The 11930-nt window shown below is 67.2% G+C and carries 16 protein-coding genes; 9 read left to right on the top strand and 7 right to left on the bottom strand.

Annotated features, from left to right (window positions below; translation table 11 throughout):
* Window positions 1-26: 26 nt before the first annotated feature.
* On the bottom strand, window positions 27-1463 hold the full coding sequence (gene pyk, locus QYL93_RS15605) for a pyruvate kinase (protein ID WP_057200747.1): 1437 nt from the start codon (window positions 1461-1463) through the stop codon (window positions 27-29).
* Between the two features lie 59 nt (window positions 1464-1522).
* Here pyk and QYL93_RS15600 point away from each other — a divergent pair, with 59 nt between their 5' ends.
* The 3 genes from QYL93_RS15600 (at window position 1523) to QYL93_RS15590 (ending at window position 2438) form a co-directional block, all read left to right on the top strand.
* Window positions 1523-1789: a hypothetical protein gene (locus QYL93_RS15600; protein ID WP_305744489.1), complete on the top strand. Its 267-nt coding sequence runs from the start codon at window positions 1523-1525 to the stop codon at window positions 1787-1789.
* The gene (locus tag QYL93_RS15595) at window positions 1786-2079 is read left to right on the top strand and encodes a DUF4148 domain-containing protein (protein ID WP_145699468.1); all 294 of its coding nucleotides are present in this window, start codon (window positions 1786-1788) and stop codon (window positions 2077-2079) included. Before QYL93_RS15600 ends, QYL93_RS15595 begins: the two co-directional genes overlap by 4 nt.
* A gap of 65 nt (window positions 2080-2144) precedes the next feature.
* The gene (locus QYL93_RS15590) at window positions 2145-2438 is read left to right on the top strand and encodes a DUF4148 domain-containing protein (RefSeq protein ID WP_305744488.1); all 294 of its coding nucleotides are present in this window, start codon (window positions 2145-2147) and stop codon (window positions 2436-2438) included.
* 108 nt (window positions 2439-2546) lie between these two features.
* On the opposite strand, the gene QYL93_RS15585 is transcribed toward QYL93_RS15590, so the two are convergent.
* The 3 genes from QYL93_RS15585 to QYL93_RS15575 are packed head-to-tail and all read right to left on the bottom strand — an operon-like array spanning window position 2547 to window position 3693.
* Complete coding sequence (locus QYL93_RS15585; RefSeq protein ID WP_305744487.1) at window positions 2547-2927, bottom strand: nuclear transport factor 2 family protein; 381 nt, start codon at window positions 2925-2927, stop codon at window positions 2547-2549.
* Window positions 2924-3127 (bottom strand): 4-oxalocrotonate tautomerase family protein, encoded by a 204-nt coding sequence (locus QYL93_RS15580; RefSeq protein ID WP_305744486.1) that lies wholly within the window; start codon window positions 3125-3127, stop codon window positions 2924-2926. The genes QYL93_RS15585 and QYL93_RS15580 overlap by 4 nt, the downstream gene beginning before the upstream one ends.
* Before the next feature lie 11 nt (window positions 3128-3138).
* Window positions 3139-3693 carry a flavodoxin family protein gene (locus tag QYL93_RS15575; protein WP_305744485.1) on the bottom strand — a complete coding sequence of 185 codons (555 nt, stop codon included), beginning with the start codon at window positions 3691-3693 and terminating at the stop codon, window positions 3139-3141.
* A 101-nt stretch (window positions 3694-3794) separates the two neighbouring features.
* Here QYL93_RS15575 and QYL93_RS15570 point away from each other — a divergent pair, with 101 nt between their 5' ends.
* A complete protein-coding gene (locus QYL93_RS15570) occupies window positions 3795-4700 on the top strand; it encodes a LysR family transcriptional regulator (RefSeq protein WP_305744484.1) in 906 nt (301 codons plus the stop codon).
* 29 nt (window positions 4701-4729) lie between these two features.
* Here the strand turns inward: QYL93_RS15570 and QYL93_RS15565 are convergent, their stop codons facing one another.
* Window positions 4730-6127: an aminopeptidase P N-terminal domain-containing protein gene (locus tag QYL93_RS15565; protein WP_305744483.1), complete on the bottom strand. Its 1398-nt coding sequence runs from the start codon at window positions 6125-6127 to the stop codon at window positions 4730-4732.
* A gap of 148 nt (window positions 6128-6275) precedes the next feature.
* Here QYL93_RS15565 and QYL93_RS15560 point away from each other — a divergent pair, with 148 nt between their 5' ends.
* The 5 genes from QYL93_RS15560 to QYL93_RS15540 all read left to right on the top strand — a co-directional run bounded on the left by QYL93_RS15560 (window position 6276) and on the right by QYL93_RS15540 (window position 10744).
* On the top strand, window positions 6276-6785 hold the full coding sequence (locus QYL93_RS15560) for a hypothetical protein (RefSeq protein ID WP_305744482.1): 510 nt from the start codon (window positions 6276-6278) through the stop codon (window positions 6783-6785).
* A 1-nt stretch (window position 6786) separates the two neighbouring features.
* Complete coding sequence (locus tag QYL93_RS15555; protein WP_305744481.1) at window positions 6787-7461, top strand: PspA/IM30 family protein; 675 nt, start codon at window positions 6787-6789, stop codon at window positions 7459-7461.
* Complete coding sequence (locus QYL93_RS15550; RefSeq protein WP_305744480.1) at window positions 7458-8090, top strand: YqiJ family protein; 633 nt, start codon at window positions 7458-7460, stop codon at window positions 8088-8090. The genes QYL93_RS15555 and QYL93_RS15550 overlap by 4 nt, the downstream gene beginning before the upstream one ends.
* 50 nt (window positions 8091-8140) lie before the next feature.
* On the top strand, window positions 8141-9856 hold the full coding sequence (locus tag QYL93_RS15545) for a flotillin family protein (RefSeq protein ID WP_305744479.1): 1716 nt from the start codon (window positions 8141-8143) through the stop codon (window positions 9854-9856).
* A 129-nt stretch (window positions 9857-9985) separates the two neighbouring features.
* A complete protein-coding gene (locus QYL93_RS15540; protein WP_305744478.1) occupies window positions 9986-10744 on the top strand; it encodes a hypothetical protein in 759 nt (252 codons plus the stop codon).
* Between the two features lie 9 nt (window positions 10745-10753).
* On the opposite strand, the gene QYL93_RS15535 is transcribed toward QYL93_RS15540, so the two are convergent.
* Window positions 10754-11512, bottom strand: coding sequence for a nucleotidyltransferase family protein (locus QYL93_RS15535; protein ID WP_305744477.1), 759 nt, complete (start codon window positions 11510-11512; stop codon window positions 10754-10756).
* Window positions 11509-11910 (bottom strand): S-adenosylmethionine decarboxylase family protein, encoded by a 402-nt coding sequence (locus tag QYL93_RS15530; protein ID WP_305744476.1) that lies wholly within the window; start codon window positions 11908-11910, stop codon window positions 11509-11511. Before QYL93_RS15530 ends, QYL93_RS15535 begins: the two co-directional genes overlap by 4 nt.
* Window positions 11911-11930 lie beyond the last annotated feature (20 nt).

The following is an 11930-nucleotide window of genomic DNA, read 5'->3' as shown; positions in this document are numbered from 1 at the left end:
CCTGGAGCCCTGGCGCCAGGACCTGTTCAGCTCGCCCGGCAGATCTTGAGCATGTTGGTGCCACCCGGCGCACCCATTGGCTCGCCGCAGGTGATGGCGTAGACGTCGCCCTTCTGCACGATGTTGCGCGTCTTGAGGTGGCCTTCGGCCTGCTCCAGCGCGGTGTCGCGGTCGGCGCTGGTGTCCATCAGCAGCGGGCGCACGTTGCGGTACATGGCCATCTTGCGCTGCGTGGCCACCTTGGGCGTGAGGGCGTAGATGGGGATGTGGATGCGGTGGCGGCTCATCCACAGCGCCGTGGCGCCGCTGTCGGTCATGGCCACGATGGCCTTGGCGCCCAGGTGGTGCGCCGTGAACAGCGCGCCCATGGCAATGGACTGGTCGATGCGGCCGAAGGTCTGGCCGGTGAAATCGGCGTCCAGCGGGTGGTCCTCGGCGGCCTCGGCGGCGGCGCAGATGGTGGCCATCTCCATCACCGTTTCCAGGGGGTACTTGCCAGCCGCGGTTTCGGCGCTGAGCATCACGGCATCGGTGCCATCGAGCACGGCGTTGGCCACGTCGCTGACCTCGGCGCGCGTGGGCACGGGGTTGGTGATCATGCTCTCCATCATCTGCGTGGCGGTGATCACGACCTTGTCCAGGTCGCGCGCCATGCGGATCATCTTCTTTTGCAGCGCTGGCACCGCCGCATTGCCCACTTCCACGGCCAAGTCTCCGCGCGCGACCATGATGCCGTCGCTCACGCGCAGGATGGCTTCCAGGTGCGGGATGGCCTCGGCGCGCTCGATCTTGGCGATCAGGCCCGGCTTATGGCGGTACTCGGAGGCCGCCACGTTGCACAGTTGGCGCGCCATCTCCATGTCGGTCGCGTTCTTGGGAAAGCTCACGGCCACGTAGTCGGCCTGGAAGCTCATCGCGGTGCGGATGTCCTCCATGTCCTTTGCCGTGAGGGCCGGCGCCGTGAGACCGCCGCCCTGCTTGTTGATGCCCTTGTTGTTGGACAGTTCGCCGCCGATCTTCACGGTGGTGAGCACCTCTTCACCACGCACGGCATCGACGGTGAGCACGATCAGGCCGTCGTTGAGCAGCAGCACGTCACCGGCTTTCACGTCGCGCGGCAGCTCCTTGTAGTCGAGCCCCACGCCATCGTTGTCACCCGGCTCGGTGCGCGAGGCATCGAGCACGAACGGGGCGCCCGACACCAGCTGCACCTTGCCCTCGGCAAACTTGCCGACGCGGATCTTGGGGCCCTGCAGGTCGGCCATGATGGCCACCTCGCGCCCTGCACGCTGGGCAGCGGCGCGCACGGTGGTGGCCCGGTCGATGTGGTCCTGCGCCTTGCCATGGCTGAAGTTCAGGCGCACCACATTGACGCCCGCGCGGATCATCGCCTCCAGCAGTTGCGGATCGCTCGATGCGGGGCCCAGAGTGGCAACGATCTTGGTGGCGCGGCGGGTTTGCATGGCTTGTCTCTTTCGTCGGTTATGTAATCGAATTTCAATTTTCACACGAAAGCGGTTACATGCCGATTACCAGCGGGCTGGCCGGGCCAATCGCCTGGGCGCTGCGCAGGGATGCCTGCCAGGATGGTGGGCTGCAGAACACGCCTGACTGTTTCCAAAACTGGAACAGTCAGTTCGCGACCGGGTGGTTTTTCTTTGATCACCTGCGGCGTACAGTTCAACCCATCGATGAGCCGAACCCGCAAGGCGACTCACCGAACCCGGTTCGAAATGGTTTTTGCTCCGGTTTTTTGAGTCACTTTTTTCTTCCAAGGATTTCATCATGAACACGACCGCACGCTTCCTCTCCATCGCCGCTGTTGCCGCTTTCGCTTCTTTCGGTGCCCAGGCCGACGAAGCCGATGCTTCGCAATTTGCCACGAAGTTCGAAACTAACCGCACCCGCGCCGAAGTGGCCGCTGAAGCCGCCACCGTGGCCCAGACCCGCAGCATCGAACCCGCTGGTTCGCGTGTCGTGACCTACAAGTCCACCGCCGACCGCGCTGCCGTGCGTGCCCAGGCTGCCGATGCCGTGCGCACCGGCCAGATCTCTTCCGGCGAAATCGGCGCACTGTAAGCCGCCCCGGATCGAACTGAACTGACCTGACCCCCTATCAAACCCAACAAAGAATCGAGATCATCATGAACAAGACCGCACGTTTCCTCTCCATCGCTGCCGTGGCGGCTTTCTCCGCTTTCGGTGCCCATGCCGACGAAGCCGACTCTTCGCAGTTCGCCCTGAAGTTCGACACGAACCGCACACGCGCCGAAGTGGCTGCTGAAGCCGCCACCGTGGCACAGACCCGCAGCCTGGAACCCGCTGGTTCGCGCGTCGTGACCTACAAGTCCACCGCCGACCGCGCTGCCGTGCGTGCCCAGGCTGCTGAAGCTGTTCGCACCGGCCAGATCTCCTCGGGCGAAATCGGCTCGATGTAATTCGCTCTGGGTGGGCTGCTGTCCCCCGCAGCAGCAGCCTGCCACCATGCAAAAAGGCCGGAGCCCCCTGAAGGGTTCCGGCCTTTTTGCATTGGTGATGCACCGCTTTCACTCCACCACGTCGAAGTGGAACACCTTGCTCACAATCTGCCAGCGCCCATCGAGCTGTACCAGCGTCAGGAAATCGGTGAAGAAGCGCGGCGCAATCGCGCACTCCACCCGCGCAAAGGCCGTGACCGGGCCTGCAAACTCGATGGACAGGATGCGGTCGCGCCGGGCCTGCCCACGGCTGGCAGGTGACGGGCGCTGGTCCACGATGGGAAAGTACTCTGCCATGCTCCGATGCAGCAATGCTCCCTCAGTGGCGCAGCAGTAGATGGCCTGCGGATGAAAGACCTGCGCCAGCCTACCCGTGTCGCTGTGGTACAGGCCATCGAAGTAGGTGTGCAGCGCAGCGGTGACGCCGCTGAAATCGGGGGCTGCGCTCATGGCTTGCGCTTTCGGAACTCGGCCACGGGCAAGCCGCCCACGCCCCAGTTGTCGAGGTCGACTTCATCGATCACCACGTGCGTGGTCGCGGGGTTCTTGTGCAGCACGCGCACCAGCAGCTCGGTGACGCCGGCGATGAGCTCGGCCTTCTGTTCGCATGTCACTCCTTCGCGGGTGACCTGGATGTTGACGTAAGGCATTGCCAATCCTTTCAGCCGATGCGGCCGGCAACTTGCGCAATGCGCTCGCCGAACGCCCGGGCGGTCACCAGGTCGCCCGCCACCATCTCGTCGGGCGTTGCGTCGGAGGGCGTGGCGGTCATCAGCCCGGCGAAGGAGGCCAGGTAATTCAGGTCGTTGCGCACGGCGGCCTTGGTGTTGCTCGGCATCATGGCCGTTCCCGCCCAGAGCATGCCGTGCTGCTGCGACAGCGAAAACAGGGTGTAGAGCGTGGTGAGCTTGTCGCCGTTGATCCCGGCACTGTTGGTGAAGCCTGCGGCCAGCTTGTCCCGCCACCCCTGGCGGGCCCAGACGGCGGAGCTGGCATCCACGAAGCGCTTGAACTGCCAGCTCACGTTGGCCATGTAGGTCGGCGAGCCAAACACAATGGCGCGCGAAGCATCGAGCTGCGCCCACCCTTCGGGGCTGAGTTCGCCCTGGTCGTCAATGGCGAGCAGCGACCCGCCACTGCCCGCAGCGACCGCTGCCGCGACCTGGCGGGTATGGCCGTAGCCACTGTGAAACACGATGGAGATGGGAGAGGTCATGGGGCGTCCTTGCCAACAAAAAGAGGAAGCCCCAGGTTATTGACTACACACGAATCGATAAACAGACCCACAATCACTTCATTCATTACATGGAGTAATTCATGGCCCGCGAGTTTGGCGACGTGATGCTCGGAAGCATCGAACTCTTCTGCATGGCCGCCGAGGCCCAGAGCTTCACGGCCGCCGCCCAGTTGGCGGGACTGACCCCTGCGGCGGTGAGCCGCTCCGTTGCGCGGCTGGAAGAGCGCTTGCAAGTGCGGCTTTTCGTGCGCAGCACGCGCAAGATACGCCTGACCGATGGCGGCCGGACCTACTTCGACCAGTGCCGGCAGGCACTCAACCGCCTCAGCGAGGCCGAGCGGGAGCTGACCGGCACGCAGGCCGAGCCTGCTGGCAAGCTGCGCATCAGCGTGCCCACCACGCTGGGGCACTGCCGTGTGCTGCCGGCGCTGGTGGGTTTTCGCGCGCGCTACCCCAAGGTGCAGGTCGAGGTGCAGTTGAGCAACCGCAATGTGGACTTCACGGCCGATGGCTTCGACCTGGCTGTGCGGGCACGGGCGCAGGCCGACTCAGGCCTGGTCGCCCGAAAGCTGATGGATGCGGAACTGGTCGTCGTCGCCACGCCGGGATACCTGCAGTCGGCGGGCGTGCCCCGCAGCCTCGGCGACCTGGCGGCCCACGAGTGCATCCAGTTCGTGCTGCCCAGCACCGGGCAGACGGTGCCCTGGGTCTTTCGCCAGAATGGCCAGGACACGGAAGTCGGCACCTCCGGCAGCCTCACTTGCTCGGACGACCTGCTGGGCGTGGTCACCCTGGCGCGCCACGGCGCAGGGCTGCTGCAGACCTACCGCTTCATCGTGGAGGACGACCTGCGGCAGGGCACCCTGGTGGAGGTGCTGCAGGGCCTGGGTGGCCGCTCCCGGCCGTTTTCGATCCTCTACCCGGCCACGCGCCACATGCCATTGCGTGTGCGGGCCTTCATCGACCACCTCATCGCCAACGTATAGCGCCAGCGGCGCCTGGCGCCGGCGCGCCGTCAGGCCCGCATCAGCGCCTCGATCTCGTCCGCATCCACCGGCACGCCACGCGTGATCAGCTCACAGCCGGTGGCAGTAACGATGGCATCGTCCTCGATGCGGATGCCGATGCCATGGAACTGCGCGGGCACTCCCTCGGCCGCGCGCACGTACAGGCCCGGTTCGATGGTCAGCACCATGCCCGGCTGCAGCACGCGGCTCGGGCGGTTGAGGATGGTTTCTCCCGAGAGCGGGTCCTTGCGCTCGGTGGTCCGGTCGGCCTCACCGGGCTCCACGTAGCTGCCGCAGTCATGCACGTCCATGCCCAGCCAGTGGCTGGTACGGTGCATGTAGAACGGGAAGTAGGCGCGCTTGTCGATCACGTCCTGCACCGTGCCCACCTTGTTGGCGTCGAGCAGGCCCAGGTCCAGCAGGCCCTGCGCCAGCACCGCAACGGTGGCGTCGTGCGGGTCGTTGAAGCGGGCACCGGCACGGGTGGCGTCCACGGCCGCCACCTGGCTGGCCAGCACCAGGTCGTACAGCGCGCGCTGCGGCCCGGTGAAGCGGCCATTGGCCGGGAAGGTGCGCGTGATGTCGCTGGCATAACCGTCGAGCTCGCAGCCGGCGTCGATCAGCACCAGTTCGCCGTCGCGCACCGGAGCGGCATCGGCCCGGTAGTGCAGCACGCAGGCGTTGGCACCGGCCGCCACGATGGAGCCGTAGGCCGGGTACTGCGAACCGCCATCGCGGAAGGCGTGCAGCAGTTCGGCGTCGAGGTGGTACTCGCGCACGTCCTCGCCGGCACGCAGCATGCGGGCCGAGCGCTGCATGGCGCGGATGTGGCCCTGGGCGCTGATCTCGCTGGCGCGGCGCATGATGTCCTGCTCGTGCGCGTCCTTGATGAGACGCATCTCGTCGAGCGGACCGCACAGGTCCTGCTGCACGGCAGGGCACTGCGCGCCGTAGCGCACCCGCGCCCGCACGGCATTGAGCCAGCCTTCCACGCGCGCGGCCAGGCCGTTGTGGATGGCATGCGGGTACCACACGCTCTGGCGGTTCTCGAGCAGGCGGGGCAGTTGTGCATCGAGCACAGCGCTGGAATAGGCCGCGTCCATCCCGAGCACACCAGGCGCCGCTTCCGGGCCCAGGCGGTAGCCGTCCCAGATCTCGCGCTCCAGGTCTTTGGGGCGGCAGAACAGCGTGCTCTTCCCCTCGGCCGTGATCACCAGGCAAGCCCCCGCTTCGGCAAAACCGGTCAGGTAGTAGAAGTAGCTGTCGTGCCGGTACAGGAAATCGGTATCGCGGTTGCGCGGGTACTCAGGGGCCGTGGGGACGATGGCGATGCCCCCCGCACCCAACTGGGCAGCGAGGCGCGCGCGGCGCTGGGCGTAGATGGAATGCGAGGAAGGTGAATTCATTCGCCATTTTTATCGCGAATCCACGTCCCCTCGCGGCCACAGGCCATCCGCCTTGCAAACAATTCCAGAAACCCAACGAACCATGGGTTTGTTGACAAACGTATTCATATGAATACCATTGCATCCAACCCCACTTCGGATGGACGCCATGGTCACCACCTCCACCACGATGGAGCCCCTCTCCGCACGCATACCGAGCGATCTCTACCTCTGGCTGGCGCAGCTGCAGGTGGAGGGCGCCACCACCAACAGCGACAAGCTGCGGGTGCTGCTGGGCCAGCTCAAGCGCCACCATGACGGTGCGCTGGACTACGTGGCCGCCCATGCCTGGGCACGCGACATCACGGGCCGGCTGCGCGAATCGCTGGTACGCACCGAGGGCCAGACGGGCCGGCATTCGGACGTGCTCAACGCCATGCTCGACCATGTCACGACCTGCCTGGCCATCGTGGTGAGCAACGCCCCCACCTCGGAGCAGGAGGCCGCGCGGCTCGAAGACCTGCTGGTGCGCCGGGGCTTTGCGCTCAGTGAGATGCTGCTGCGCCAGGCAACCACCACGCAGGCCAGCGCGTACGATCCTGGCGTCGTGCAACGCCACGCCGCAGCGACGCTGGAGCTGGCCCAGTCGATTCACACCCCTCTCTCGAAAGGAGCCTGAGATGGCAGATTCGCTCAAGACACGTGTCGGCCGCATCATCGCCGGCAGCGTACATGCACTGGTGGACCACCTGGAGAACCACGCGCCGCTGGCAGTGATGGAGCAGTCGCTGCGCGAGGCCGACACCGTGATCGGCGAGGTGCGCCACGAGCTGGGCCGCACCAGTGCCAACCGGCACCTGGCCCAGCAGCAGCATGCCCACCTCAACGGGCAGCACGGCAAGCTCGCGGAGCAGATCGACCAGGCGCTGGCCGCCGGCCGCGAAGACCTGGCGCGCGCTGCGGTGGCGCGCCAACTCGACATCGAGGCGCAGATCCCGGTGCTGGAGACCACCCTGGCCGACTTAGCCCGGCAGGAGAGCGAACTCACGGGCTATGCGGCCGCCCTGCTGGCCAAGCAGCGCGAGATGGCCGATGCGCTCGAAGGCTTTCGCCAGAGCCGTGCCAATGCGGCGCAAGCCCCCGCTGCAGCAGCACCGGGCAGCGCCAGCCCCGCCAGCCGCATGGACGCCGTCACCGGCGCCTTCGACCGCCTGTATGCGCGCCAGACCGGCCTGTCGGGCACCGACCGCAGCCACACGCTGGACCAGGCCGCCAAGCTCAAGGAGCTCGATGACCTGGTGCGCGACCACAAGATCGCCGAGCGCATGGCGCGCCTGAAGACGGGCCAGCCGTGATCGTCGGCCTGTTCACCGCCCCAGAGACCTGGCCCTTCGGCGTGGCCTTTGCGCTCATTGTCGGCATCGCACTGATCGAAGGCCTGGGCATGCTGGTCTCGCTGAGCCCGAGCAACTGGCTCGATGACCTGCTGCCCGACATCGACGGCGACACCGGACTGGACCGGGTGCTGGGCTGGCTGTATATCGGCAAAGTGCCCTCGCTGGTGCTGCTGGTGCTGTTCCTCATGGGCTATGCCATCTTCGGCTATAGCCTGCAGAAGGTGGCCCATGGCCTGCTGGGCGGCTACCTGCCTGTGTGGCTGGCGGGCCTGGCGGCCGTGGCGCCCGGCATGGCCACGGTGCGCAGCCTGGGCGCGCTGATCGCCCACATCATCCCGCGCGACGAGACCTCGGCCGTGAGCGAGATGTCGCTGATCGGGCGGCACGGCGTTGTCTCCGCCGGGGCGGCGCGCCGAGGCCTGGCGGCCCAGGCGCGCGTGCGCGATGCCCATGGCCGCACCCATTACCTGATGGTGGAGCCCGACCTGGACGACGAGGTCTTCGACGAAGGCGCGCAGATCCTCATCGTGCGCAAGGCCGGGGCCTTCTACCGCTGCATTGCCAACCCGCATCCGGGCTTGATGTAGCCGCACATTCCCATCACCATACCAACACCAACCGAGGGAGCCACCGAGAAATGACCAACCTGTTCGAACTGGGCGTAATCGCCGCCATTGCCCTGCTGGCGCTGCTGACCATAGGCATCGTCCTTGCGCGCCTGTACAAGCGCTCCACCAAGGAGACCGCCTTCGTGCGCACCGGCCTGGGTGGCCAGAAGGTCATCATGGACGGCGGCGCCATCCTGCTGCCGGTGTTCCACGAGCGCGTGCTGGTGAACATGAACACCCTGAAGCTCGAAGTGGTGCGCCGTGCCAAGGAAAGCCTGATCACCAAGGACCGCATGCGTGTGGACGTGACGGCGGCCTTCTTCGTGCGCGTCAAGCAGACCGAAGAGGCCGTGAGCATCGCCGCCCAGACCCTGGGCGCGCGCACCATGAGCCCTGAGGAACTCAAGGCGCTGGTGGAGGACAAGTTCGTGGATTCGCTGCGCGCCACGGCCGCCACCATGACCATCCAGGAACTGCAGGACAAGCGCCGGGATTTCGTGCAGGCCGTGCAGAACGCCGTGGCCGAAGACCTGGAGAAGAACGGGCTGGAGCTCGAGTCCGTGTCGCTGACCAGCCTGGACCAGACCGACAAGCAGTTCTTCAACCCCAACAACGCCTTCGACGCCGAGGGCCTGACGCGCCTGACCGAGCAGACCGAAGCCCGCCGCAAGCAGCGCAACGACGTGGAGCAGGACACCGAAGTGCAGGTGCGCACCAAGGACCTGGAGGCCACGCGCCAGAAGCTCACCATCGAGAAGGACCAGGAGTTCGCTTCGCTGTCGCAAAGGCGCGAGATCGAGAACACCCGCGCCGAGCAGGCCGCGCTGATCGCCACGCAGCAGGCCGAGCGCAGCCGCGAGGCCGAGGCCTCCAAGATCGAGGCCGAGCGCCAGGTGAGCCAAAAGCGCATCGAGGCCGAACGCGAGATCAAGGCCGCCGAGATCGAGAAGAACCTGGTGATCCAGACGCGCGAGATCGAACTGGAGCGCCACACCGAGACCAAGCGCGCCGAACAACGCAAGCAGGTGGAGATCGCCCGCCAGGACACGCAGATCGCGATTGCCAACAAGTCGCGCGAGCAGTCCGACGCCGACGCCGCCGCCAACCTGGCGCGCGCCGAGGCCGTGAAGGCCGAGGAAGCCGTGAACACCGCGCGCCAGGTGGCCGTGGCCGAGCGCGACAAGAACATCCAGCTGATCGAGGCATCGAAGGACGCCGAGCAGAGCGCCATCTCGGTCAAGGTGTCCGCATCGGCCGAGAAGGAAGCGGCCCTGGACCGCGCCGAGGCCATCACCATCGAAGCCCGCGCACGCCAGGCGGCGGCCCTGGCCGAGGCCGAAGGCAAGCGCGCGCTGAACGAGGCGCTCAACACGCTGTCGGCCGCACAGGTGGACCTGCAGGTGCGAACCCTGCTGCTGCAACAGCTGCCGCTGATCATCCAGCAGGCCGTGCGCCCCATGGAGAAGATCGACTCGATCCGCATCGTGCAGGTCGGCGGCCTGCCCGGTGGCTCGGGAGGCCAGGGCACGGGGCAGCAGGGCGGCAGCGGGGCCCAGGGCACCTTCCCCGAGCAGGTCATGAACTCGGCCCTGCAGTACCAGATCGCCAAACCCATCGTGGACGCGGTGATGAAGGACGCGGGCCTGTCCAACGAGGGCATTACCGGCCTGGCGCACAGCCTGGCCGGCATGCTGGGCAACCCGCCGCAGGCCGCGCAGGCGCCTGCCAGCCACGCCGCCGAGTGATCTGGTGCCCGGCTTGGCCGGGCTTGGCCGGGCTTGGCCGGGCTTGGCGCACAGCCCGCGTGGCTTGCGCGCCACGCCAGGCCCGGCAGCCAGGCTACCCAGCCCACGGGCGTGGCAGACTCAAGCACCATGCTCAACCTGCTTGCGACCCTGCTGAATTTCATCCTGGCCATGCTGCTGCCCTTGCTGGGCCTGGTCCTGACGGCAGCCTTGCTGGCCTACGGCGTCTACGCACGCTGGGTCAACGTACCGCACAAGTGGCTGCTCACCCGGCGTGCGCTCCAGGTGCTGTGTGCAGTGGCCTTCCTGTGCAATGCACTGATCGTGCTGCAGTGGTACCTGGCGAACAGCGCCCGGCAGGCGCGGCTGGACGGAGCCGTAGTCCGTGCCAGCAGGGAGCGGTTCGTGCTGCCGCAGGACTTTCAGTACGGCGAACTGCTGATCCCGGCGGGCAGCCTCGTCAACCGCAACGATCCGTTCGACAAGGGCGAGCCTGGCAAGCCGGTTGCATTGCATGGATTGGAATCGGTGCGCTTTGCGCAGCCCGTGGAGATTGCCGGGGCCTGGGCGAGCGCGCTGCAGACCACCCCCATGCGTCTGGAGCTGGCGCAGGACCAGACCCTGGGCCCCGTCTATCGGTTCGACAGCAACACCCAGGGTTGGGTGGTGCACAAGCTGGTGCCCGCACTGGCCTGCCGCAAGGGGCAGGTGGCCGTGTTCCAGGTACCGCCTATCCCCTACGACGTGCAGGCGGAAGTCGGCAAGCCCGCGCCCGATGGGCCTGACGCGCGTTTTCGGCCCAGCGAATGGCTGCTGCGTGCCTGCGAGAACGGCCCGGCCATCACCGTGCAACCCGCCCATGCGGGAACCCCCAGCCCGGGGCTGTGAGCCTCTCGTTCAGCGGTTGAGTTCTGCCAGCCGCTCGGGGGTGCCCACGTCGGTCCAGCGGCCGGTGTAGAGCGAGGCGCCCACACGGCCCGCGTCCATGGCCCGGCGCAGCAGCGGCGCCAGGGCCGCCTTCTCACCGCCGGGGTTGCCGACCGGAATGTCGCACCAGGGTGTGAAGAACAACTCTGCATGCAGCAGCGCGATGGTGCTGTAGGTGTAGCGCGGTGCCGGGTCATTGGCCGGCAGGTTCAGCGCCAGCCCCTCGGGCGACATGCCGAAATCGCCGCGCGGGTGGTGCTCAGGGTTGGGCACCAGCCACAGGTGAGCCAGTTGCCTGCTGGCCTTGAAGGCCTGCACTGCCTTCGCATCGAACACGAAGTCCGGCACGTACACATCCCCGGCCGCGAGCCAGAACACGTCCGACTCCACCAACGGCAGCGCGCGCGCGATGCCGCCCGCCGTCTCCAGCGCGCCGCCGAAATCGCGGCCTTCGCGGGAGTAGGCGATCTCGATCCGGTGGTTGCCCCGGCGTGAATGGTGCGTGCCGAAGGCGGTGCCACAGTGGGCTTCGATCTGCTCGCCCAGCCAGGCGGTGTTGATCACCACCTCGCCCACGCCGGCCTCGGCCAGGGCCTGCAGGTGCCATACCAGCAGCGGCTGGCCCTGCACCGGCAGCAGGGGCTTGGGGGTGGTGTCGGTCAGCGGGCGCATGCGCTCGCCGCGGCCGGCAGCCAGCAGCAGGGCCGGGACCTGGGCTGCGGCGCTCATGCGGAGCCCTCCATCGCGGCGACACCCACGGCACCGCGCTGCAGCGCATGGCGCTGCACGCTGGCGGGCTCGAACAGGGCCAGCAGCGCATCCATGAGCGCGCGCGCCTTGCCCGAATGGTCGGCGCCGAAATTGCAGACGTAGACGTCCAGCGTCACGGCGCGCTGCTCGGGCCAGGTGTGCACGCACAGGTGCGATTCGGCCAGCAGCACCGTGGCGGTGACCCCGCCCGGCCCCTGCTGCGTGGCGGGAAACCCATGGAACAACTGGCCCACGGGCTGCAGGCCCGCAGCGCGCACGGCGTCCGTGCAGGCACGGCCCAGGGCGGCGGCGTCCAGCAGCCATTCGGGGGCGCAGCGGCAGCCATGGAGATCGGCGGTGAGGTGCAGTCCTTGCATGGCTTGCACTGTAGTGCATT

The organism is Acidovorax sp. A1169, assembly GCF_030704685.1.
Classification (GTDB): Bacteria; Pseudomonadota; Gammaproteobacteria; order Burkholderiales; family Burkholderiaceae_C; genus Acidovorax.
The sequence above is the reverse complement of the archived record's forward strand: the minus strand, read 5'-3'. Positions and strand labels throughout refer to the sequence as shown.